Source organism: Martelella mediterranea (genome assembly GCF_021021415.1).
Lineage (GTDB): Bacteria > Pseudomonadota > Alphaproteobacteria > Rhizobiales > Rhizobiaceae > Martelella > Martelella mediterranea_C.
Genome location: NZ_JAINWJ010000054.1, coordinates 1 through 22,283 on the forward strand (window position 1 = coordinate 1; position 22,283 = coordinate 22,283).

The 22,283-nt window shown below is 63.3% G+C and carries 20 protein-coding genes; 3 read left to right on the forward strand and 17 right to left on the reverse strand.

Annotated elements, in window-relative coordinates:
- Positions 1–70: 70 nt before the first annotated feature.
- The 4 genes from K7H91_RS22340 to K7H91_RS22355 all read right to left on the reverse strand — a co-directional run bounded on the left by K7H91_RS22340 (position 71) and on the right by K7H91_RS22355 (position 4,106).
- Positions 71–883, reverse strand: a complete 813-nt coding sequence (locus K7H91_RS22340) for an enoyl-CoA hydratase/isomerase family protein (protein ID WP_230722410.1) — start codon at positions 881–883, stop codon at positions 71–73.
- Between the two features lie 27 nt (positions 884–910).
- Positions 911–2,278 (reverse strand): MmgE/PrpD family protein, encoded by a 1,368-nt coding sequence (locus K7H91_RS22345; RefSeq protein ID WP_230722411.1) that lies wholly within the window; start codon positions 2,276–2,278, stop codon positions 911–913.
- 4 nt (positions 2,279–2,282) lie between these two features.
- Complete coding sequence (locus tag K7H91_RS22350) at positions 2,283–3,074, reverse strand: SDR family NAD(P)-dependent oxidoreductase (protein WP_230722412.1); 792 nt, start codon at positions 3,072–3,074, stop codon at positions 2,283–2,285.
- A 102-nt stretch (positions 3,075–3,176) separates the two neighbouring features.
- The gene (locus K7H91_RS22355) at positions 3,177–4,106 is read right to left on the reverse strand and encodes a LysR substrate-binding domain-containing protein (RefSeq protein WP_230722413.1); all 930 of its coding nucleotides are present in this window, start codon (positions 4,104–4,106) and stop codon (positions 3,177–3,179) included.
- Positions 4,107–4,226: 120 nt separating this feature from the next.
- On the opposite strand from K7H91_RS22355, the gene K7H91_RS22360 reads away from it, so the two are divergent.
- Both K7H91_RS22360 and K7H91_RS22365 read left to right on the forward strand, forming a co-directional pair.
- Positions 4,227–5,345 (forward strand): AbrB family transcriptional regulator, encoded by a 1,119-nt coding sequence (locus K7H91_RS22360; RefSeq protein ID WP_230722414.1) that lies wholly within the window; start codon positions 4,227–4,229, stop codon positions 5,343–5,345.
- Complete coding sequence (locus K7H91_RS22365; RefSeq protein ID WP_419197515.1) at positions 5,342–6,322, forward strand: D-2-hydroxyacid dehydrogenase family protein; 981 nt, start codon at positions 5,342–5,344, stop codon at positions 6,320–6,322. The genes K7H91_RS22360 and K7H91_RS22365 overlap by 4 nt, the downstream gene beginning before the upstream one ends.
- Positions 6,323–6,385: 63 nt before the next feature.
- Here the strand turns inward: K7H91_RS22365 and K7H91_RS22370 are convergent, their stop codons facing one another.
- From K7H91_RS22370 to K7H91_RS22380, 3 genes are read right to left on the reverse strand one after another with little or no spacing between them, the layout of a single operon-like run.
- The gene (locus K7H91_RS22370) at positions 6,386–7,414 is read right to left on the reverse strand and encodes a Bug family tripartite tricarboxylate transporter substrate binding protein (RefSeq protein ID WP_230722415.1); all 1,029 of its coding nucleotides are present in this window, start codon (positions 7,412–7,414) and stop codon (positions 6,386–6,388) included.
- 34 nt (positions 7,415–7,448) lie between these two features.
- Positions 7,449–8,978, reverse strand: coding sequence for a tripartite tricarboxylate transporter permease (locus K7H91_RS22375; protein WP_230722416.1), 1,530 nt, complete (start codon positions 8,976–8,978; stop codon positions 7,449–7,451).
- A complete protein-coding gene (locus K7H91_RS22380; protein WP_230722417.1) occupies positions 8,978–9,427 on the reverse strand; it encodes a tripartite tricarboxylate transporter TctB family protein in 450 nt (149 codons plus the stop codon). The genes K7H91_RS22375 and K7H91_RS22380 overlap by 1 nt, the downstream gene beginning before the upstream one ends.
- 159 nt (positions 9,428–9,586) lie before the next feature.
- Here K7H91_RS22380 and K7H91_RS22385 point away from each other — a divergent pair, with 159 nt between their 5' ends.
- Positions 9,587–10,000 carry a PaaI family thioesterase gene (locus K7H91_RS22385; RefSeq protein ID WP_230722418.1) on the forward strand — a complete coding sequence of 138 codons (414 nt, stop codon included), beginning with the start codon at positions 9,587–9,589 and terminating at the stop codon, positions 9,998–10,000.
- 54 nt (positions 10,001–10,054) lie between these two features.
- Here the strand turns inward: K7H91_RS22385 and K7H91_RS22390 are convergent, their stop codons facing one another.
- From K7H91_RS22390 to K7H91_RS22435, 10 genes are all read right to left on the reverse strand, one after another.
- Positions 10,055–12,136, reverse strand: coding sequence for an acetate--CoA ligase family protein (locus K7H91_RS22390; protein WP_230722419.1), 2,082 nt, complete (start codon positions 12,134–12,136; stop codon positions 10,055–10,057).
- Positions 12,133–14,181, reverse strand: a complete 2,049-nt coding sequence (locus K7H91_RS22395) for a 3-hydroxyacyl-CoA dehydrogenase NAD-binding domain-containing protein (RefSeq protein ID WP_230722420.1) — start codon at positions 14,179–14,181, stop codon at positions 12,133–12,135. The genes K7H91_RS22390 and K7H91_RS22395 overlap by 4 nt, the downstream gene beginning before the upstream one ends.
- Positions 14,178–16,244 (reverse strand): acetate--CoA ligase family protein, encoded by a 2,067-nt coding sequence (locus tag K7H91_RS22400; protein ID WP_230722421.1) that lies wholly within the window; start codon positions 16,242–16,244, stop codon positions 14,178–14,180. Before K7H91_RS22400 ends, K7H91_RS22395 begins: the two co-directional genes overlap by 4 nt.
- Positions 16,244–17,395, reverse strand: coding sequence for an acyl-CoA dehydrogenase family protein (locus K7H91_RS22405; protein ID WP_230722422.1), 1,152 nt, complete (start codon positions 17,393–17,395; stop codon positions 16,244–16,246). Before K7H91_RS22405 ends, K7H91_RS22400 begins: the two co-directional genes overlap by 1 nt.
- A 254-nt stretch (positions 17,396–17,649) precedes the next feature.
- Positions 17,650–18,450, reverse strand: a complete 801-nt coding sequence (locus K7H91_RS22410; RefSeq protein ID WP_018067268.1) for an SDR family NAD(P)-dependent oxidoreductase — start codon at positions 18,448–18,450, stop codon at positions 17,650–17,652.
- Position 18,451: 1 nt separating this feature from the next.
- Entirely contained in the window at positions 18,452–19,327 is an 876-nt protein-coding gene (locus K7H91_RS22415; protein ID WP_230722423.1) for an amidohydrolase family protein, read from the reverse strand.
- A complete protein-coding gene (locus tag K7H91_RS22420; protein WP_230722424.1) occupies positions 19,320–19,892 on the reverse strand; it encodes a carboxymuconolactone decarboxylase family protein in 573 nt (190 codons plus the stop codon). Before K7H91_RS22420 ends, K7H91_RS22415 begins: the two co-directional genes overlap by 8 nt.
- Entirely contained in the window at positions 19,889–20,488 is a 600-nt protein-coding gene (locus K7H91_RS22425) for a glutathione S-transferase family protein (RefSeq protein ID WP_330166036.1), read from the reverse strand. The genes K7H91_RS22420 and K7H91_RS22425 overlap by 4 nt, the downstream gene beginning before the upstream one ends.
- 41 nt (positions 20,489–20,529) lie before the next feature.
- Positions 20,530–21,840, reverse strand: coding sequence for a TRAP transporter large permease (locus K7H91_RS22430; protein ID WP_018067264.1), 1,311 nt, complete (start codon positions 21,838–21,840; stop codon positions 20,530–20,532).
- Entirely contained in the window at positions 21,837–22,283 is a 447-nt protein-coding gene (locus tag K7H91_RS22435) for a TRAP transporter small permease subunit (RefSeq protein ID WP_230722425.1), read from the reverse strand. The genes K7H91_RS22430 and K7H91_RS22435 overlap by 4 nt, the downstream gene beginning before the upstream one ends.

Here is a 22,283-nt window from a genome sequence, read left to right on the forward strand (position 1 = left end):
AAACGCCCCAAACTGTTCAGACAAACCGAGCCACCTCTGTTGGACGAGTTCAAAAGAAAACTCGTCCTGATCAGGTGCTTGTCTTGTCCAGGAAGGCCTCAATCGAGGCGCGGTGCTCCTTGGTGGTGTAACACATCGCCTGGGCCTGGCGGCCGAGCGAGAAGACCTCGTCGTCCGAGCTTTCGAAGGTCTTGTCCAGGATCGACTTGGTCAAGGCGATCGCCGCCGGGGACCCCTGGGTCAGTTCCCTGGCCCAGGCGCACGCGCTGTCGAGCAGGTCGTCAGCGGAGGTGACACGGTCGACCAGGCCGATCGAAAGGCCTTCTTCGGCCAGTACGATACGGCCGGACAGGATCAGCTCCTTGGCGCGGACAAGGCCAACGCGGCGCGGCAGGAAATACATACCGCCGCCGTCGGACACCAGCCCGCGCTTGAGGAAGCTCATCGACATTTTGGCGCCCTCGACGGCGACGATGAAGTCGCAGGCCATTGCCATGTCGAGGCCAAGACCGACGGCCGCGCCGTTCACCGCCGCAATCACCGGCTTGGTGCAGCCATGAATGACGGCGACGCTCCGGTGCGTCTGCTTCTGACGCGTCCAGCCGTTGAAGGCGACGTCGCCCTGTGGCGCGTTCAGGCGCTCGCGCATGCCGCCAATGTCGCCGCCCGAACAGAAGCCCTTGCCGGCTCCCGTCAGGATGACCGCCCGGATCTCTGACGAGCGGTCGGCCCATTCGAATGCGGCGATCATCTCGGCCCTCATCTGATCGTTGATCGCGTTACGCACGTCGGGGCGATTGAGCCGGATGATCGCCACGGCGTCGCGGATTTCCACCTCGATGAATTCCGCCGACGAAAGGGCGGGTGTGCTGTGATCATTCATGGTGACATTGGTCCTTGAATTGTTCGTTTATGCGATGGAACGCCGCACAGGCGTCACGGCGAGAAGCCCGGGCAGGTCGTCGGAGGTCATGATGATCTTGCGCAGGTCGTCGGCGGTTTCGGGCGGCAGAACCTCCCGCGCCAGCTCGTCATATTTCTCGATCAGTTCGGCATCGGTCAGCGGATCGTCCGGGTCGCCCTTGCGCGTCGGCTGGAAGTGCTCCAGCGCCTGCCCCGATTTCAGGATGATCTTCAGCCGCGCCTGACGCTTGACCGGATAGGCCGCGGCGATTTCCGCATCCTCGGTGACCGAGACCCTGGACATGAAGGCGCGCAGATCCGCGCGGTTCAGCGCTTCCGGCGTAAAGGCCGCCAGACGCACGCCACCCAGATGCAGAAGGGCAGCGGTGCAGTACTGCACGCTGAACCGGGCATCCCGAGCGGTGTTGACGTCCATCCGGTCGCAGATCGAAACGGTTGGGCCGTAGCCGCTCACCTCGATCCGCTCGACATCTTCGGGGCCGAACGGCTGTTTGACCTGCATCGCCCGGATGCCGTCGAGGGTCGGGAAGATGTGTCCGCAGCAGCCGTGATTCTTGAAGGTCATGTGCGAGATCGGGGTCCAGTCGCCCAGTCCGGCGAGACCTGCTTCCCAGTTCCCGGTGCCGTCGCTTGTGGCGGCGGCATAGCCATGCGCCGCGTCGAGACTGCCCGGAGAACCGGTCACACCTTCTGCGGCGGCAAGCCCGGCAAGCACGCCCGCGTCGGCGGCATGGCCGCAATGCATGGGCTTGGTCTGACCTTGACCCTGAAGATTTTCCTGATGGCCACCTGCGAAGCTGCTGGAAATCGCGATGGCATGGGCGATCTGTTCGGCATTGCAGCCCTTGAGCATTGCGGTCGAAACGGCGGCCCCCATGGTGCCGACGGTCGCGGTGATGTGCCAATTGCGGTAGTGGCTGGGCTGCAGCGCCATTGCAATCCGGCAACCGACTTCGTAGCCGCCGATGACCGCGCGGTGAAAAGCCTCGGCGCTGGCGCCTTCCGCCTGTGCCACGGCCAGCGCGGCGGCGATTGTCGGACTGCCCGGATGATAGCCCCCGTCGCGGAAGATATCATCGAACTCGACCGTATGGCTGGCGGTGCCGTTCATGATCGCCGCATGGCGAGCGCAAACCCGCTGCCCCTCCACATAGGACGCCGCTTCGCCGGCGCCTCGCTCGGTGGCGAGCGCGCGCGACAACGCCAGGGCGGGGCCTTCGGCGCAACCGGGCAGCAGGGCCGCGAACCAGTCCAGAACCGCACGGCGTGTGTCGTGTTCGACCGCGTCGGTCAGCGGGCGCGTCTGCCACGTTTCGGCGGCCTGCGCCAGGATCGTCAATGGATTGCCGGACATGCGTCTACCCCCTTTTCAGCAACAGGCCGCCATCGACGGGAAGCAGCACGCCAGTGATGTATTTGGCTTCGTCCGAGGCCAGGAAAACGGCCGCGTTCGCGACATCAAAGGCTTCGCCCATGTGTCCCATCGGCACCATGGCATCGCGCTCGGCGCGAATGTCCTCGCGCGTCCGCCCGGTTTCGGCGGCCCGGCGCTCGATGGCCATGGGCGTGTCGATCAGGCCCGGCACGATAACATTCGCCCGCACGCCAAAGCGCGCGTTCTCCGCGGCGATGTGCTGGGTGAAGGTATTGATCGCGCCTTTCGAGGTCTTGTAGGCAACCGTCGGCCGCATCGACAGCGACGACGTCGACGAAATGTTGATGATGGAGCCGGATTTGCGCGCGCGCATCGAGGGCACGGCCGCCTTGCAGAGCATGAACATGCTCTTCAGGTTAAGCGTCATGATGCGATCCCAGATATCGGCGTCGAGATCCGTCGTCGCGCGATCGCCTTTCGACATGCCGACATTGTTGTGCAGGATGTCGATGCGGCCGAACGTGTCCAGGGTCTCGCGTACGATGTTCCGGCACGCTGCCTCTTCGGTCACGTCCGCGGCAAGGACCAGTGCCTTGTCCTCACCGATCATCTCACGGGTTTCCTCGGCGAAATCCCGGTTGATATCCACCAGAACGCAGCTTGCACCCTCCTGGGCGAACCGGATCGCTGTTGCGCGGCCGTTTCCGGGGGTCGACCCGGGCTGCTGCCCGGCGCCGGTTATGATCGCAATTTTGCCGCTCAGTCTTCCACTCATGATGGACCAGATCCTTCCCGAAGTTCAGGTCAGTCTAGCAGTGAGAACTCTGGGGCGGACCTGACTAGATGTTAGGATCGGCAAATCGCGGGTCTGACCGTTTCAGTCGCGGCCGGGTGCGCCTGATTTGAAGAATTCGCGCGGCTGGCCCACCTGATCGAGCAACCAGTCGATAAAGCGCCTGGTTTTCAGGCTGACCGACGCGGTGGTTGGCCAGATCACGTAAAACGCCGCGCCGGTGGGTATCCGCATCTCCAGAGGCCGGACCAACCGACCTGCGGCAATCACATCGTCAAGCAGGCCGAGCTGGCCGATGGCAAGACCAAAGCCTTGCTGAGCGGCGGAGTAGGTCAGGAGCGATGTTTCGAAATCCGTTCCGGAGTTGACGTCCAGATCGACCTCGACAGCGTTTGCCCAAAACTCCCATGCGCGCCGGCGGTAGCGTGAATGCAGAAGTTCACCCTTGCTCACCTCCTCGGGCGCGTGCAGTCCTCCGATCGAATCGAGATAGGACTGGCTGCAGACGACATCGACCTCTTCATCCCAGAGCTTGCGGCTGCGCGTATCCCGCCAATCGCCCTTGCCAAGTTGAAGCGCAACATCAAGATGGGTGCCGCGAAAGTCCAGAGGTTCGACCGTCGTGTCAAAACGAATGCGGATATCGGTATGCCGATGTCTGAAATCCATAAGCTTTGGCATGAGCCAATGGTGGGCAACGGTTGGATGGACGCGCAGGTTGACGGTGCCTTCCGTCTCGTGGCTGATCATGCGCTGGGTCGCGCGCTCCAGGTCATCGAAGAGCGCCGCAATTTCAAGACCAAAAGCACGTCCGGCTTCGGTCAGTTTTGCCGATCGAACACCACGTTCAAACAGGCTGACATTCAAGTAGTCCTCGAGAATCGAAATCTGGCGGCTGATCGCCACCTGACTCACGCCCAGTTCCCTGGCTGCGGCGGTGAAGGTCTTGTGACGCGAGGCGACCGCGAAAGAGCGCAGCGGGTTCAAGGGAAGGCTAATACGGCGGCGTTGCATAAGCTAAGGTTAACCATGGCGTACTAACGGGCAGTTATTGCCCGTTTTAGTTAGGTTAAGCTTCAGCGTGATAAGGGGTCAAGTCTGCGGCGGATCTCTGGCCAGAATAAAGTTGTGCTCATGCCTCAAAACCCTCACGCGCCTGCTCCGGTCGCGCGCCATTCTGACTCCGGCCCGCTACGCTTTTTCAAGGTCGTTCTGCTTCTTCTTGCGTCCGCGCTCGCGGGCTGGGGGTTCCAACGCATCGGCGCCCCTCTGCCGTGGATGATCGGGCCTTTGGTGCTGACCTCGTTGGTTTTCATGGTCCTTGCGCCGTCAATGAGTGTGCCCGATCGTCTGCGTCCGGGAGGACAGGTCGTGGTTGCAACTCAGGTCGGACTGGCGTTTTCGCCCGCCGCGCTTGGCATGCTGCTGGAACTTGCGCCGGTGATTATTGGCACGGCGCTCGCAAGCGGAATGTGCATTATGGCCGTCGCGTTTTTATTCGCGCGGCTCACACGGCAGAGCGTGGCGCAAAGTTTTCTGTCTTCCGCCCCGACCAGTCCGGTGGAAGCGGCGACCATGGCTGCCGCCGCCGGGCTCAATCCGGTGCCGGTGATTTTTTCGCAAACCGTCAGACTTGCGGCCGTCGTTCTGGTGGTGCCCTTCGCCCTTTACGCCATCGAGGGCTGGCCGGATGCGAGTCGTCCTCCGGTGACCTTCGAATTTGGCTTCCAAGCGGATATCGTGCTTCTGGTGGTCCTTGGTATCGCAGGCGCCATGATTTTTCGCCGCCTTGGCGTGCCGAATCCGAATTTCCTGGGGCCGATGACCTTTGCCGCCGTCCTTTCCGTGGCGGGGATCGCGTTGACGCCGTACCCGTTGCTGATGATCGCGGCGGCACAGATCGTGCTGGGCAGCTGGCTTGGCGCGCAGTTCCGACGGGAGGTTCTGACCACGGCGCTTGGCATGTCGGTGATGGCCATCGCCTCATCGATGCTTCTGCTGTTGCTCTGTTCGCTTTGCGCGATCGCCATCGCTGCCATCTCCGGCTTGGACTGGAAAGCGGTGGTTCTGGGCGCGGCGCCCGGCGGCGCCGTGGAAATGGCACTGACGGCGAAGTTCCTGGAGGAAAACGTGGTGCTGATTACCACCTTTCACATCGTGCGCATTTTCATCTTCATGCCCAGCATCCCATGGATCGTGAAGGGATTGCTGCGCTACGATCAACGGAACGACCTTGGAGATAAAACCTCATGACACCTCTGAGACAGCTGCCCGCCGGACGGATGGCACGCGTTGCTATTCTGGACGACTATATGGGCGTGGCGCGGGATCTGGCCGATTGGTCGCGTCTGGAAGACCGTGCCGAACTAACTTTTTTCCGCCACGCAATCCCGCCGGAGCGCGTCGCCGAAGAGCTGGCGGACTTCGACGCCATTTGTCTGATGCGCGAGCGCACCGATCTGCCAGCCGAACTGCTGCGCGCCCTGCCGAACTTAAAGGCAATAGCCAGGACAGGCCGTCGGACGCGCACGCTCGACGTCGACGCGGCAGCCGAACTCGGCATCGCCGTCATGTCAACATCGGGCAGCGGCGATGGCATCTACGCGACTGTCGAACTGGCCTGGGGGCTGATCATCGGATTGATGCGCCATATACCCGAGGAGGCAGGCGCGATGCGTGAAGGCGCCTGGCAATCGCGCCTCGGCAATGCGCTTTACGGCAAGACCCTCGGGCTTGTGGGCCTCGGCAAGCTGGGGACACGCATGGCGCTGGTGGCGAAAGCCTTCGGCATGAACGTGATTGCCTGGAGCCCAAACCTGACAGCGGAAAGGGCGCGGGAAGGGGGCGCCGACTATGTCGACAAGGAGACGCTGTTCCGCTCGGCCGACATCGTATCGCTGCATCTCGTCCTCGGCCCGACGACCAGGGGAATCGTCGGCGCCGGAGATCTGGGGCGCATGCGACCCGAGGCGATCCTGATCAACACCGCCCGCGGGCCTCTGGTGGATGGCGAGGCGTTGCTCGAAGCCCTGCAGACCCGCCGCATTCGGGGCGCGGGCATCGATGTGTACGATGGCGAACCTCTGGCTGCGTCCCACCCGATCCGCAAGGAACCGAATGCACTGCTCACCCCCCACCTGGGATATTCCGTGCGCGAAACTTTCGAGCGGTTCTATGCGGAGACCGTGGACAATCTCGACGCCTGGTTGAGCGAACGTCCTGTCTTCTGACTGCCGGAACGAAAACAGCCGGCCCCTGGCGAGGCCGGCTGCGAACCAGGTTGGAAGATCGCTTTACTGACCGATGCCGCGCTTTTCGGCCAGATTCTTCCAGGTCTTCAGATCACGCAGGTAGACGTCCTTGAACTCGTCAGGCTTCAGCTTGCCCGCGACTGCGAAGTTCTGTTCGAGCTGCTCTTTCATGGTGTCCGAGGCCATTGCCTTCGCCAGATCAGCATTGATCTTTTCCACCAGAGCCGGATCCATGCCAGCGGGACCGAACATTGCAACCCAGCCATTGATGTCGACACCGGAGACGCCGGCCTCACCGCTCGATGGAACATCGGGCAACAGTTCGAAGCGTTCCGGCGCTAGCACCGCCAGGGCCTTGAGACGCCCGTCATTGACATAGGGCATCACGCTCGCGGTGGTCGAGATGTAAGTGTCCGCATGTCCGCCCATCAGATTGGTTGCCGCTTCCCCGCCGCCATTGAAATGGACGACATCTGCGGGAAGGTCGGCCGCATCGATCACCAGTTCGGACATGAAATGGCTGGAACTGCCGGGACCGGCGGTTGACATGAACAGAGGACGTTCTTCCGCTTCCTTCAGAAGACCGGCGAAATCGTCGGATTCGACCTTGGCTCCCCCCACCAAGACATAGGGACTGGTGATCAACAGGGAAATCGGCGTGACATCCGTCTCGGGATCGTATTGGAGGTCCTTTTGAAGAGCCGGGGCCGTGGAGATGGCCGCGGTATTGATCAGCAGGGTTTGGCCATCGGGGGCGGCCTGCGTCATTTCGGTCGTGCCGATCATCGAACCGGCGCCGGGCTTGTTCACGACCACTACCGGCTGTCCCCAGATCTTCTCCAGCTCGATGGCCAGCGGGCGCGCGGTCGTATCAGTGGATCCGCCGGTGCCATAGGGGACGATAATCGTCACGGGCCCGCTCGGGAAATCTTCCTGTGCGCTGGCGACGGTCGCGCCGAGCGTCAGTGCGATCACTGCTCCTAGAAACGTTTTCATTATATTCTCCTCCTTGATTGAACTGTTTCGATTCCTGCAACTGCGTATTTTCCGGATCGCCTGGCGACCCGCCACGGGGCCGGCTGTTGGTCCTATGGCAATTTCAAAACTAGCCTCCGACCGAGGTTTGTTCGGTCTTGTACATCCGATCGCGCTTGCGCTTGCGCACCGCGCTGATCAGGGTCCAGACCAGAAGGGCAAGCGAGATGCCCAGAACTGTGCCTGAGATTGGCCGTTCAACCAGAGAGATCACATCGCCACGGGCCAGCACCATGGCGCGGCGGAACTGCATCTCGACCAGCGGGCCAAGCACGAAACCGAGCAATAGAGGGGCTGCAGGCAGTCTCGCGATGCGCATTGCAAAGCCGATTATCCCGAAGCCGAGAACCATGAAGACATCGGCGGGGTTCGAACGCACGCTGTAGGAGCCAATGCACAGGAACACGATGATTGCGGGGTAGAGGTAGTGATACGGGATCAACAGCAGCCGCACCCAGATGCCGATAAGAGGGAGGTTCAGGACCAGCAGCAACAGGTTTCCGATCCAGAAGCTCATGACCAGGCCCCAGAACAGGGACGGTTGTTCGACGATCAGCGTGGGCCCCGGCTGAATGCCGTGGATCATCAACGCCCCGAGCATGAGCGCCATTGTGGCGCTTCCGGGAATGCCAAGCGTCAGCGTCGGAATGAAGGCGGTCTGGTCGGCCGCGTTGTTTGCGGTTTCGGGGGCGACGACGCCCTCGATCACCCCGGTCCCGAATTTTTCCGGATGCTTGGACATGTGCTTTTCGACGGCATACGCCATGAAGGCCGCGATCGAGGGTCCAGTCCCCGGAAGCGCGCCGAAGAACGATCCGATCGACGAGCCGCGCAGGCCCGGCATCCAGGAGCGACGCCAGTCTTCCCTGGTGGGAAGCATGTTCAGCAGTTTGGCGCTGGATTTGTCGATCTTGGCGCTCCGCGTGGCGCCGATGGAAGACAGGATCTCGCCGACCCCGAAGAGGCCCATGGCCATCGCGCTGATCCCGAAGCCTTCAAGAAGGCTCATGGACCCGAAGGTGAAGCGGCCGACGCCGCTTTGGCTGTCGGTGCCGACAGTGGCGATCAGCATGCCGAACACCACCATTGCGAGCCCCTTCGACGGCGAGGCGTTTGCGATCGTGGATGCGGCAACAAGGCCGAGCACCATGAGCGAGAAGTATTCTGCCGGACCAAAGGTAAGCGCATACTCCGCAATCAGGGGCGAGAACAGGCTGAGGATGATGATGCCGATCGACCCGCCCACGAAGGATGCAATGGTCGTCATGAACAGAGCGACGCCAGCGCGACCCTGCTGTGCCATGGGATAGCCGTCAAGACAGGTGACTGCGGAAGACGTGGCGCCGGGAATATTCAGCAGGATAGAGGCCGTCGAGCCGCCATAGGTCGTGCCGTAATAAATCCCCGCTAGCATGATCAACGCGGCCGTCGGATCGAGATAGAACGTGATCGGGAACAGCATCGAGATCGCGGCGAGCGGCCCAACGCCGGGAATCACCCCGACAAAGGTTCCAAGGAACACGCCGGCAAAACAGTACATCAGGTTTGCCGGCGTGATCGCCGTTTCTAGCCCGAGGGCGAAATTTGCGAGCAGTTCCATCAGAAGGGCCAATCAAAGGAATGGATGGGCAGACCGAGGCCGAGGACAAAGATCGCCCAGGTCAAGAAAGCCATTGACGCTCCGAGAAGAAGGGCGCGCACCAGCGGGACGCGCTTTTCAGCGAAAGTTGCGATCACGACCGTCAGGAATACAGCGGGGACGAGCCCCAGCGTCTCGATCGTGAATGCAAAAGTCAGGATGCTGCCTGATATCACCAGAAAGGGACGGAAAGGCAGAACGATAGCGTCGCCTTTTTTGAGGAATCCCGGAATGGCGATGGAGAGACCAAACCCCGCGAGAATAACGCCCAGGGACACCGGCACCATGGCCGGCCCCATCCTGCTGACTGTTCCCAGAGAATAGTGCTGTGCCGCATAAAGGGCAGCGAACCCTCCGATCAGCGCCAACGCCAAACCTGTAAAAATGTCTCTGTAGTCTCGATCAAGCACTTTACCCCTCCCTGTGGTCCAGCGCGTCAGTTTGACGGAGTGTTCAGCCTTCCAAAGAGTTAAGCAATAGGCTAAAGCTGGGGCGAGCCTTACATTTGGTTAGGCTAAGTATTGGATGGATAGCTTGCGTGTCCGGGCTCGGCGTTTAAGAGTTTTCGTATGGAACATGATCTCGTAAAAGCAGGATGGAGCCTGGAACCGGACGACGGTTTTATCGGCCACGTTGGCGGTCTCTGGCACCGTACGCTTGACGGCCAGCCACAGTTCGCGTTCGTCGCTCTGCCGATTCACGCAAACCGCAACGGGTGGGTGCATGGCGGAATGCTCATGACATTCATGGACAGGGGCCTCGGACAAACGGCGAGACTGTCGGCGGGTGCCGTGCGCGGCGCCACGATCAGTCTGAATCACCAGTTTCTCGCCCCCGTAAAGATCGGCGATTTTGTTGAAATGACGCCATGTGTCACCAAAATGTCCTCGCGGATGGTCTTTATGTCCGCCATTGCCTCTGTTGCAGATAACCCGGTCCTATCCGCCCAGGGCGTCTGGCGCGTCTCGCACAGCAAAAGCTGAAGCCGACTGCCCGGTGGCCAGGGATGCGCCCGACGGATCGGGCGCATCGGATATTCAGTCCTTCAACACCACGAGACCATCGGCCGCCGCAACGCCTTGTCCATTCTGCAGAACGAACAGCGGATTGATCTCCGCTTCTTCGAGGCGTTCGCCCAGAGCGTCGCCCATCCGGGCCAGCGCCTCGATTGCAGCAATCAACGCATCAGTGTCGTAGGCGGGCGCTCCGCGATAGCCGTCGAGCAGGCGCTTGACCTTCAGATCCTCGATCATTCCGCGCGCATCGCCTTCGCGCAACGGCAGAAGGCGCAGTGTGCTGTCGCCCGACAGTTCGGCCTGCACGCCGCCTGCGCCCAGAAGGATGAGCGGCCCAAGCTGGGGATCGCGGCGCAGACCCAGGATCATCTCGATACCGCCCCGCACCATGTCCTGGACGAGATAGCCCTCGGGCTCGGGCAGCCCTTGCTTGGCAAGCGTCCCGGCCATCTCGGTCAGCGCCGGTCCGACGGCCTCGGGCGCTAGACCGACGCGCACGCCGCCGACGTCGGATTTATGCGCGATCTCACGCGACAGCACCTTGAGCACGACGGGGCCGCCGAGCTTCGTTGCTGCCTTGAGGGCCTCTTCGGCGGTCTGCACCACAAAGCTCTTGGCGCCGGTCAGGCCGAATGCGTCGAACAGGTCCCGCGCCTCGGCCTCGTTCAGCGCGCCGCCGGGCAGCGCCTCGGGCAGCGCCGTTGCGGGCTTCGCCTTGAGCGGAGCGCCAGCTTCGGGCTGCGGCAGCGCCGCCTTGAGCACCGTCGCACAGGTCTCGGGCGCGGCGAATGCCGGCACGCCCTCACGGTTCAGCAGCTCGACGATATGCGGCGCGTGCGGGCTGACATAGGCGATCAGCGGCTTTTCGCTGGCCCGTGCCCCGGCGCGGATCGCGCCGACGGCGACGTCGGGACGGGCGAGCGCCGAAGACCCGACCACCACCACCACGCCGTCGATCCCGTCAGAGGCTAGCAATGCCTGCGTTGCGGCGGTCATGATCGCCGGCTCGACACCCGCAAGCGTCAGATCCACGGGGTTGGAGGTCATCGGCGCGTCCTGGCCCAGCAGATCCGCCAGTGTCTTGGCTGTGGCCGCATCGATCTCGGGCACGTCCAGTCCCAGCAGACCGCAATTATCGGCAACCAGGCTGCCTGCCCCGCCGGTGGAGGTCAGGATCGCCACCCGCTCGCCAGCCATCTTGCGGCCGCTCGCCAGCATTGCGGGCAGATCCAGAAGATCGCTGAAGGTCTCGGCCCGGATCGCGCCCACCTGGTGGAACAGCGCGTCATAGGTCCTGTCCTCGCCCGCCATGGCGCCGGTATGCGAGACGGCGGCACGTGCGCCGGACTCCGACCGGCCGACCTTGTAGACCACGAGCGGCTTGCCGGCCGCGCGCGCGGCGATTGCGGCGCGGCGGAACTTCTCGACCGAACGGATGCCTTCGATATAGGCGGCGATCACGGTGGTTGCATCGTCATGGGCGTAGGCTTCGATCAGGTCGGAAATATCGAGGTCCGCCTCGTTGCCGGTCGAGGCCAGCTTGCAGAAGCCGATGCCGCGCGCCGCGCCGCGCGACAGCAGCGCGCCCAGAATGCCGCCGCTCTGCGAAGCGACCGAAATGCCGCCCTTGTGGATATCGTCGCCTTCCAGCGCTCCGCTCGCCGACAATACGATGCCGCGCGAAAGATCCATCGCGCCGATCGTGTTGGGGCCGAGCAGCCGCATATCGCCCGCGGCCGCGCGCAGCGCCTGCTGGCGGTTTCGGCCTTCCTCGCCGGCTTCGCTGTAACCGCTGGCGAGTACGATGGCGAGCTTGCAACCCTTCGCGGCCAGGTCGCGGACCGCCGCTTCGGCGCGGTCGACGCCCAGCAAGACGATGGCGACATCCGGCGCGCCTGGCAAATCGGCCACGCTGGCAAAGCACGGCAGCCCGGCGACTTCGTCCGCGCGGGGGTTGATCGGCCAGATATCGCCCTCGAACCCGTGTTTCAGCAGGTAGGCGACCGGGCGGCCGCCGGTCTTCTTCGGATCTGCCGAGGCGCCGACGATCGCGACGCTTTCGGGGGCCCAGAGAGCATCGAGCGGGCTGTTGAAAGTGTTCATTCTTTTCCTTCCCGATCCACACCGAGCAGGCGCAGATCTCCGAGTTTACGAGACGGACCGGAGATATCCGCAAAGCGGGCGCAGGCGGCCCGCAGCGTTTCCGGATTTTGTTGACGCGCCCAGTGGACCGGCCCGCCGATCCAGCGCGGAAAACCGTAGCCATTGACCAGAACCACATCGACGTCGCCGGGGCGCAGCGTGACCCCTTCCTCGACCACCAGCGCCGCTTCATTGACGATGGCAGAAAGCGCGCGCAACTGAATTTCGGGGGCGGACAGGTCTTTGCGGGAAATCCCCTTTTCCGCGGATGCGGCGAGGATCAGCGCTTCGACCTTGGGGTCGCGCTCGCGCTTGCCGCTGTCGCCGTAACGATAGTAGCCTTCTCCGGTCTTGCGCCCGAAACGCCCGGCTTCGCAGAGCCGGTCGGGGATGTGCACATAGCGATCGGCCGGATTTCGGTCCGCCGCTTTCTGTCTGCGCATGTTCCAGGCGATGTCCAGCCCGGACAGGTCGGCCACGGCAAACGGTCCCATGGAAAAGCCAAAGGCTTCGAGCGCCGCGTCCACCTCATGCGGGAGCGCTCCATCCTCCAGCATGAATTCGCAGGAGGCGCGATAGGCCGCATAGATCCGGTTGCCGATGAAGCCGAAGGCGTTGGCCGCCTCGACCGGCTGTTTGCCAAGCATTCTTGCCACCGCCAGCCCGGTTGCCATCGCGACGTCGCTGCTTTTTTCAGCACGCACGATTTCGAGCAGTTTCATGATATGGGCGGGGCTGAAGAAGTGCAGGCCGATGACATTTTCGGGATGAGCCGTTTCCGCCGCCATCCGGTCGATATCCAGATAAGATGTATTGGTGGCTATGATCGTGTTGGCGGGCAGCACCGCATCCAGCGACCGGAACAGCGCGCGCTTTACCTCCTGGTCTTCGAAGACCGCCTCTATCACCAGCTCGCATGCGGCCAGTGCGGCAAGCTCGGTTTGCGGCGTCAGCCGCGCTTTGGCCTCCCGGGCCTCGTCCGCGCTCATGCGACCGCGCGCGACCGCGCCGTCGAGGGCCTGTTCGATGCGTTCGATGCCGCGGGCCAGTGCCTCGACATTGGTGTCGATCAGCACGACCGGCTTGCCGGCCTGCAGGATTGCGGTGGCGATCCCGGCGCCCATCGTGCCGCTGCCGATGACGCCGAAACGCGTCACCGAAAGCGGCTTGGCCTTGCGGTCGGGCTTGCCGCGCAGCGCTTCGCGCTCGGCGAAAAAGATATGGCGCAGGGCCTTCGCCTCAGGTGCCACCCGGAGTTCCTGAAATGTCTGCCGTTCAGCGGCAAGACCGTCCTCCGCCGATACCGCGCCTGCCTTCCTGATATGGCGGATCGCCTCCAGCACATGCGGACGCGCGCGGCGGCTTGCGCGCTGGGCGGCCGCTTCGGCATCGCCGCGCTCGGGCACAGGGCGGTCGATCACCCGCCTTTTGGTTCCGGCAAGGCCGCGTGCCATTTTGACCGCCTCTTCGCGCAGATCGCCCTCTGCGATCGCGTCGACCATACCGAGGGCCAGCGCTTCGCGGGCCTCGACGCGCACAGCCCCGGCGATCAGACGGATCGCCTCTGCCTGGCCCACAAGGCGCGGCAGTTTTTGCGTGCCGCCGGCGCCGGGAATGATCCCCAGCGCGGTCTCGGGCAGGCCGACCATGGTTCCGGGCGCCGCGATGCGTGCGTCGCATCCCAGCGCCAGCTCGTATCCGCCGCCGAGGGCCGCGCCGTGCAACGCGGCGACATAGGGTTTCGACGCGCTTTCGATGGCCGCGATGACCTGCGGCATTTGCGGCGGCGCGAGCGGCAGGTCGAATTCACGGATATCCGAGCCGGAGATGAAGCTCCGGCCCGCGCCGACCAGGACGCCGCCCGCCAGTCGCTCATCCCTCTCGACCTCGTCGATTGCAGCAAGAAGCCCCTTGCGGATGTCGTGGGAACCGGCGTTGACCGGCGGGTTGTCGATGATCACGACGGCGATATCGCCGTCGCGTTGCAGATGAACCTGTCCCGTCATTCCGCCTCCACGCGCATTAGCGCATCCACCGCCGCGACGCCCTGTCCTTTGGGCAGAACCATTAGCGGGTTAACCTCGGCTTCGATGACGTCGCCCGCCAAAGCAAGCCGCGAGACTGCAACGATCGCTTCGGCCAGTGCGTCGAGATCGCCTTTCTGACGGCCACGCGCGCCATCGAGGATCTGCGTCGCCTTCAGCCCGGCGATCATTTCCTTCGCCCCGGCGATATCGATCGGCGCCAGCCGCATCACCGCATCACGATAGATCTCGGTAAAGATCCCGCCTGCTGCAAGAACGACCACGGGACCGACTTCCGGGTCGCGGCGCATGCCGACCAGCACCTCGCCAACGCCCGCGCGCATCTGCTGGACGAGAATCCGCGCAACCCTGTGGCCGGGCAGATGTGCCTCTACATTGGCGCGGATCGACGCCACCGCCTTGGCCAGGGCGGCGGCGCCATCGATGCCGACGACAACGCCGCCGGCATCGCTCTTATGCGGGATTTCCGCGTCCAGAACTTTTGCCACCACCGGATAGGGAAAGGGCAGGGCGGGAACCGGCACGTCTGCGTCCAGGGCCACCCAGTCGGCCACCGGCAATCCCGCCAGGCGGCCATAGGCCTCGGCCTCGTCGAGGGTGCGTCCTTCGCCGCGCGGTGTCTTTGCGCCGCGCTCCGGCAATGACGGCGTCTGGCGGTGAAGTGCCGCGGCCACGGCATCGGCACAGGTTTCCGGGTCCTCGAAGGCCGGCACGCCCGCGCCCGCAAGCCTGCGGCTGGCATCCGGCGCATCGGGCACCAGGAAGACCGCGAAGGGATGGCCGGGCGCGTCGATCAGATCGATCGCCGGTTGCACGGCAAGGTCCGGGTTGAAGCGGGCCGAAGACCCGACGCTGACCAGAACAAGGTCGAACTCCGGCGCCGAACGCAGGATTTCGATCGCCGAACGCATTATATCATAGCGGGTGCCGGCAAGCGTCAGATCGAGGATGCGGTTATTGCCGGGATCGATCCCCGCCGCGCGCAGCCGCGCGCGGGTTTCCTCGCTGGCCGGAACGATCTCGACGCCCCGTCCGGCAAGCTGGTCGACGGCCATCGCCGCGCCGCCGCCGGTGGTGGTGATCACCCCGACGTGCCCGCGCCGGGGCGCTGAAGCCGCCGGCACACGGGCCAGAAGCGGCGCCGCCTCAAGCAGGCCCTCGAAGGAATCGACGCGGGCCATGCCGCAGGCGCGGAGAAACACATCCGCCACCTCGTCGGCGCCGGCCAGCGAACCGGTGTGCGACTGCGCAAGCTCTGCCGCCTCGTCGGAACGGCCAAGCTTGAAGACAGCGACCGGTTTGCCGCGCCGTGCCGCCTCCTTGGCGAAGCGCTCCAGCCGGTCGGCATGTCCCATATGTTCGAGAAACAACAGAAAGCCGGTTACATCGGGATCGTCGAGCGCGGCCATGCAGACATCGCCGATGGCTAGATCGCCCTCGCCGCCGACGGAGACCAGCCCGGCAAAACCCAGCCCCTTGCGCTTGCCCCGCGACATCAGCGCCCCGATAAGGCTGCCGCTGTGCGAGGCGACAAACAGTCCGCCCTTCGGCAGATCGGACTCGGCAAAGGCGGCGTTCGCGGTCAGCGTCATGCCATGATGCAGGTTCGCCAGGCCGATGGAGGATGGACCCAGAACCCGCAATTTGCCCCGACCGGTCAGAGCCGAAAGTCGGGCGAGATTCTCCGCCCCCGCAGCGCCTGCCTCGGCAAAGCCGGTGGCCAGAACGGTTGCCACCGGCACGCCGAGCCGTTCGCACTCCTCCAGCGCATCAAGCGCGAATTGTGCGCCGGTGAGGATGAAAGCGTGTTCCGGGACTTCCGGCAGATCGGAAAGCGAGCGATAGGCCGCCTCGCCCTGCACGGTGTCGCGGTTGGGGTTGATCGAATAGACCTTTCCGGCATATCCGGCCGCCCGCAGAAATTTCAGCGGGCGGCCGGAGGTCTTGAGGGGATCATCGGACACCCCGACAAGCGCGATCGTGTCGGGGCGCAGCAGTGCCTTTTGCCATCCTTTCGCCGTCATCAGGACGGCCTTTGGCTGAAACGGCGCTCGAAGACATGTTCGGCGATGCGGTTCTTGAGCATTTCCAAAGAGCCGCCTGCAATCTGCCAGCCCCGGGTCCGCTTGACGCAATACTCCACCAGGCTTTCGGTCGAGTAACCATAGGCTCCCATCGTCTGAAGCGCTTCGTTAGCCACGTCGAACCCGGCCTCGTTGCAGGCGAGCTTCGCAACCGCGGTATTGAAAGCCGAGGGCAGACCGTTGGCATCGCCATCGCGCGCCGCGCGATAGAGCAACATCTGGGCGCTTTCCAGCTTGACGACCATATCGGCGAACTTCCACTGCAACCCCTGGAATTCACAGAGCGGGCGGCCGAACTGGCTACGCTCAGTCACATGTCGGCGCGCCACCTCATAGGCGTGGCGGCCCAGCGCCAGCGCGCGCGAGGCATTGCCGATCCGTTCGACATTGAAACCCGAGATCTGCTTTTTGAAACCGCCCGGTCCGAGCAGCAGGTTTTCCGCCGGAATCCGGCAGTCTTCGAAATAGAGCGGGCACCATTCTTCTCCGCTCATGAAGGGTGCCGGCTGACCGATGGTAAAGCCCGGCGTGCCGCGCTCGACGAGCACCGATCCAATGCCATTGGTGCCCGGACCGAAACGGACATAGATCAGGAACAGATCCGCATGGGGGCTGTGGGTCGAGAAGACTTTCGAGCCATTGATGATATAGCCGTCCCCGTCCTCGCGCGCCGACGTCTTGAGCTCGGTGACGGCGGATCCGGCGTCGGGCTCGCTCATGCCGAGCGAGATCAGTTTTTTCCCGGCCAGCAGATCGGGCATCCACCGCTCCTTCTGCGCGGGAGTTGCGAATTCGGCGAAGGTCCGGATCGGACCGAAATTGCCGGCCTGAACAACATCCGCGCTTTTCGGGCAGACCATCGCCAGTTCCTGGATGGTTATGACCGCATCCATAAGGGTTCCGCCAACGCCACCGTTTTCTTCCGGGAAGGTGATCCCCAGCATCCCCATTTCGGCGAGCTTCCGCGCGACGTCCCAGGGGTAGTCACTGGAATGAGCGCGCTCGAGCGCACCTGCCGCGAGTTCGCCATCGGCAAAACGGCGGACGGCTTGCGCAAGCTCCATCTCTTCAGGCGTGAGTCCGGATGTCACGGGGTAGGCTCCTTCTCGAATAGCACACGCAGGTGCACGATCACCCGCGATGCCTTTATCAAGCCAAAAGGATGGTCAGAAAAGTGACCGGATGTGGTGATTGCATAACCTCCGGTCAGCCTAACGCTTTGCTGCGGCAGCTGATGGGCACTAAACGCGGATGAACGCCTCGCGCATATCGACTTCAGGGCAAGCCTCTTCCCCGCACGCCGGACAGAATGTCGGCCTATGCCGGCGCTTTGCTCATCAATGCATCAGTCGCAGCGCGCGCTCATGCCGCCATCAACCACGATCTCGGTTCCGGTGACGAACCTCGCCTCGTCGGAGCAGAGGAACAGCGCGGCATTGGCGGTGTCGCGGCCGTCTCCCATCCATCCCAGCGGAATACGCCTGACGCGTGATTGCAGCAGCGCTTCCACATCGCCGCCCATGCGCTGACCGGCAAGCCGCGACTCGACCATCGGCGTGTGGAGTTGTCCCGGCACCACCGTGTTGACCCGCACGCCCTTGGGCGCGAACTCCACCGCCGTCACCTTGGAGAAGTGGATGATCGCCGCCTTGGCCGAGGCATAAGCGATCTGCGGCGAGCCGGTGAAGCGGGTGCCAGAGGTGGAGGAGGTGTTGACGATGGCTCCGGCGCCCTTTTCGGCCATGTGCGGCAGCACCGCGCGGCAGGTCAGGTAGACGCTCTTGAGATTGAAATCCATCTGCCGGTCCCAGCCGGCCTCGTCCAGGTCGGTCGGGCCGCCTTTGGCCGATCCGCCGACATTGTTTACGAGCAGGTCGATCGTGCCGAACCTGTCGATACAGGCGGCAACCATCGCCTCGACCGAAGCGCGGTCCGTCACGTCGCAGAGATAGGGCTCGATCTCTCCTCCGGCGGCGCGAACCCGTTCCAGCGTCTCCTCCATGGTGTCACTGCGCAGGTCGACAGCAAAGATCCTGGCGCCTTCCTCGGCAAAACGCACGCAGGTGGCGCGGCCGTTCCCCCAGCCAGGACCGACGCAGCCAGCCCCGGTCACGATTGCGATTTTTCCTTCCAGCCGTCCAGCCATCTCAGTTCTCCTCGAAACGATAAAGTCTTGTGGGATTGTCGACCAGCAGCGCCTGCAACGCTGCCGCGTTCGGTGCGATCTGCGGCAGAAGGTCGAACAGATCGCCGTCATCCGGCGGAACGGTGCGGTAGTTCGGGTGCGGCCAATCCGTCCCCCACACCACCCGGTCGCCAAACCGCTCCACCACGGCGCGGGCGAAGGGCACCGCATCGGCGTAGGGCGGCTCCTGGCGCGATGCGCGCTCGCAGCCTGACACCTTGCACCACAGGTTCTTGTGGTCGAGCAAACGCAGCAGTGCCTGAAACGCGGGCTGCGCGAGGCCCAGAGAGGCGTCAATCCGGCCGATGTGGTCGACCACGACCGTTACCGGCAGTTCGATCAGCAGCGGCGATAGCGTTTCGATCAGGTCTGGCGCCATATGCACCTGCAAATGCATCTCCCGCTCGGCGAGACGCGGGGCGAGCGCGCGCAACTCCTCCGGCCCGGCGCCGGGCGCGAGATGCGCCATGTAGTTGAAACGCACGCCGCGAAAGCCTTGGCTCGCCAAGGTGTCCAGCATTGCATCGCCTGCGTCGGGCGGCGTGAGGGCAATGCCCAGATAGCGTCCCGGACGGGCCTGCATGGCATCGATGACGGCCGCGTTGTCATGCCCATGCACCGCCGACTGAACGATCACGCAGCGGTCGATCCCCATCTGGTCGTGCAGCGCGAAAAGCGCCTCCTTGGGGGCGTCGGCGGGTTTGTAGCTATTGGTCTTCGAGTACGGAAACCGGTCTCGGGGACCGAATACGTGGCAATGGCAATCTGCCGCGCCGCCCGGCAGGTGCGCCTGCGTCGTTTGCGGATCGCGTTTCCAGGTCACCGGTCGTTCATTCATCGGACAACTCCGGCGTCGGGTTGTCTCCCATCGGCGGCACTCTGAAGATATTGATGGTCAGCGATATCAGGGTGTAGTAGCCGAGCATTCCAACGAGATCGACGAGTGCCTGCTCTCCCAGAGTATCGATGGCGCGGGCATAAAGCGCATCATCGATGTTGCGCGTCTCATGCGCCGCACGCGACACGTCGTAGACCACCGCTTCCATCGCATCGTTGAAGTCCGGCCGGCGGTTTAGCCGGATTTCCTCGATAATCTCCGCCGACAGACCAGCCTTGAGCGCGTGGCCCTTGTGGATCTGCCATTCATATTCCGATCCGAACACCCGGCCCGTCACCAGAATGGCGAGCTCGGAGAGTTTGGGGTCAAGAACCGTATCGTAGCGGCAGTAACGGCCGAGATCCTGTGCCTTTGCGGCCAGTTCGGGGCGGTGAAGCCAAACGGCCAGAGGACCGCGGACGCCCCCGCGGGGCCCGCTGGCGATGGCGTCGTGTATTTCCTGCTGGCGCTCATTGTAAGTGCTGGGATCGGGGGCAGGCAGGCGTTGTTCGGGCCATCGGCTCATTCTCTTGTCCTTTCGGTTTCGCTCCAAAAGCAGTGGCTGCGCCCGAAGGTGTCAAGCCAGTTTTCCAGCGCGGGATGATCGGCGCGCCATTCCAGCGGCTGACGCCAGTCCAGATAGCCCAACGCCGCCGCAAGGGTGATTTGCACCAGCTCCGCGCGACGGGGATCCGGAAGGTCCGGTTCAAAGGCGGCGAGGGCGCGTGTGATCTTGCCGCGCTGATGCGCCAGCCAACGCTCGGAGGTCTGACCGGGCTCGCGGAACCGGTTTTCGTAACTGACCAGCAGTGCGGCGTCGGTGATCCCGTCCGCCAGCCGCGCCCGGGTCAGCGCCCGGAACCGCTCCAGCCCGGCCCGGGGTAACAGGCGACCGCCCCCGGCCACCGCATCGAGCATTTCGAGGATGACGTGGCTGTCGTAGAACGCCTCGCCTCCGATCATCAGGCAGGGTAGCTTTCCCAAAGGGTTCTGTTGCCGCAGACTGTCATCCTCGTCCATTGTGTCGGCGGATTGCAGATGCACCCGCTCCTCCAGTCCGAGAGCGATCAACGCCATGCGCACCTTGCGTCCGAATGGCGAGGTTTTGGTGCTGCGGAGCACGATCTTATCCGCTGGTCTCCCCCAATATGACGCGATTGCGTTCATTGCATCCGCTCCGGCAAGAACAGGGCGATCTGCGGGAAGATACACAGCAAGACCAGCATCGCCAGACCGGCAATGACAAAAGGCAGGAGGCCGCGGAACACTTCTTCAAGCTGCACCCGGCCTTCGGAGGCGGACTGCACCACAAAGCAGTTGATGCCGACCGGAGGCGTGACCGCGCCGATTTCCACCAGCAGCACGACGAAGATGCCGAACCAGACGGGATCAAAACCAAGGTTCATCATCACCGGGTGCGTGATCGGCAGCGTGATTGCCAGCAGCGCGGGCGCATCCATCAACATGCCCAGAGCAAGGTAGATGACAGCGACGAACGCCACGATGATCCAGCGATTGACTTCAAGCCCGGTCAGGAAGCCGCCGACGACGTTGGTGACGCCGGAAAGGGCGAGGAACTTCGAGAACACCAGCGCACACATCAGAATGGCAAAGATCATGGCCGTGGTGCGCATCGTTTCCATCAGCGTCTCTTTCAGGGCGATGCCCTTGAAACCGCGATGCCTGATCAGCGCCAGAACAAGCGTCAGCATGGCTCCGACGCCACCTGCTTCGGTTGGCGTGAATATCCCCAGATACAGTCCCGACACGATCGCCACGATAATCAGCACAAGCGGGCCTGCCATGCGCAGCGCCAGAACCTTTTCGCGAAGCGAGTAGGTCTGGGTGTCCATCGGCGCCAGTTCCGGGTTCATTCGCACCTGAAGCCAGATCGACAGGCACAGGATCAGGGCGAAGAGGATGCCGGGGATGAAGCCGGCGATTAGAAGCGCGCCGATCGAACTGTCGGTCAGGATGCCGTAAACCACGACCAGCGCCGAAGGCGGAATCATCACCGCCAGAGTGCCGGCGATGGCGATGGATGCGGAGGCCAGTCTTTTGTCGTAGCCGCGGTTGAGCATTTGCGGCAGCGCGAGCTTGGTGAATACTGTTGCGGTACCCACTGACGAACCGGAGGCCGCCCCGAAAGCCGCTGCACCGAGCGTGGTCGAGATGGCGAGACCGCCTCGCAGGCCGCCCAGCCATTTTGAAGCGGCTTCGAAAAGGTCTTCGCCCAAGCCTGCCCGCATGGCGAAAAAGCCCATCAGAAGGAATAGCGGAATGACGGAGAAGTGAAAGGAATGCGTGGTGTCGAAGAACACCGTGGACAGGATCGCGGTCGATGCGTTGAACCCCACCAGTGCCGCAAGACCCAGTGCGCCCACAAGCCCCAACACCACCATAACGTTAATTCCGAGCAGAATGCCGGCAAAGAGGCACAGGGTTCCCAGAAGCCCAATAGCTATATTGCTCATTCGATTTCCTCCGGGTCTGTATCGGGAAGCGCGCCGCCGAGCGCGGCCGCAGCCGCATCGATCAAAAATTGTACGGTCAGAAGCGCCATGCCAAAGGCAATCACGCCTTTTACCGGCCACAATGGATAGCGGATCGAGCCGCGCTCGATTTCACCTATGGCAATTGATTTCGCCGTTAATTTCCAGCCGGCATAGGTTGCCCAGGCAAACAGTGCTGCGCCGGCCAGCATCGCCAGAACGAGAAGAGCTCGCTGCAAGCGTTCCGGCAGTTTGCGGGTCAGCAGGACAACCTTGATGTGCCCGCCTTCGTATTGCGTCATCGCAAGGGACAGGAAAATAATGAACGGAAGCGCCCCTTCCGTCAGTTCCAAGGTGCCCCCGACCGGCATGTTGAAGAGATAGCGCAACAGCACATTTGCCACGACCAGCAACATGACGGCCAT

Bases quoted from the DNA above. Each gene is read 5' to 3' on its own strand.
- K7H91_RS22395 (WP_230722420.1), bottom strand. From the start codon at position 14,181: ATGACGGGACAGGTTCATCTGCAACGCGACGGCGATATCGCCGTCGTG.
- K7H91_RS22355 (WP_230722413.1), bottom strand. From the start codon at position 4,106: ATGCAACGCCGCCGTATTAGCCTTCCCTTGAACCCGCTGCGCTCTTTC.
- K7H91_RS22375 (WP_230722416.1), bottom strand. From the start codon at position 8,978: ATGGAACTGCTCGCAAATTTCGCCCTCGGGCTAGAAACGGCGATCACG.
- K7H91_RS22345 (WP_230722411.1), bottom strand. From the start codon at position 2,278: ATGTCCGGCAATCCATTGACGATCCTGGCGCAGGCCGCCGAAACGTGG.
- K7H91_RS22400 (WP_230722421.1), bottom strand. From the start codon at position 16,244: ATGACGGCGAAAGGATGGCAAAAGGCACTGCTGCGCCCCGACACGATC.
- K7H91_RS22430 (WP_018067264.1), bottom strand. From the start codon at position 21,840: ATGAGCAATATAGCTATTGGGCTTCTGGGAACCCTGTGCCTCTTTGCC.
- K7H91_RS22390 (WP_230722419.1), bottom strand. From the start codon at position 12,136: ATGAACACTTTCAACAGCCCGCTCGATGCTCTCTGGGCCCCCGAAAGC.
- K7H91_RS22385 (WP_230722418.1), top strand. From the start codon at position 9,587: ATGGAACATGATCTCGTAAAAGCAGGATGGAGCCTGGAACCGGACGAC.
- K7H91_RS22420 (WP_230722424.1), bottom strand. From the start codon at position 19,892: ATGAGCCGATGGCCCGAACAACGCCTGCCTGCCCCCGATCCCAGCACT.
- K7H91_RS22350 (WP_230722412.1), bottom strand. From the start codon at position 3,074: ATGAGTGGAAGACTGAGCGGCAAAATTGCGATCATAACCGGCGCCGGG.
- K7H91_RS22360 (WP_230722414.1), top strand. From the start codon at position 4,227: ATGCCTCAAAACCCTCACGCGCCTGCTCCGGTCGCGCGCCATTCTGAC.
- K7H91_RS22415 (WP_230722423.1), bottom strand. From the start codon at position 19,327: ATGAATGAACGACCGGTGACCTGGAAACGCGATCCGCAAACGACGCAG.
- K7H91_RS22435 (WP_230722425.1), bottom strand. From the start codon at position 22,283: ATGGCCGTCATGTTGCTGGTCGTGGCAAATGTGCTGTTGCGCTATCTC.
- K7H91_RS22410 (WP_018067268.1), bottom strand. From the start codon at position 18,450: ATGGCTGGACGGCTGGAAGGAAAAATCGCAATCGTGACCGGGGCTGGC.
- K7H91_RS22340 (WP_230722410.1), bottom strand. From the start codon at position 883: ATGAATGATCACAGCACACCCGCCCTTTCGTCGGCGGAATTCATCGAG.
- K7H91_RS22365 (WP_419197515.1), top strand. From the start codon at position 5,342: ATGACACCTCTGAGACAGCTGCCCGCCGGACGGATGGCACGCGTTGCT.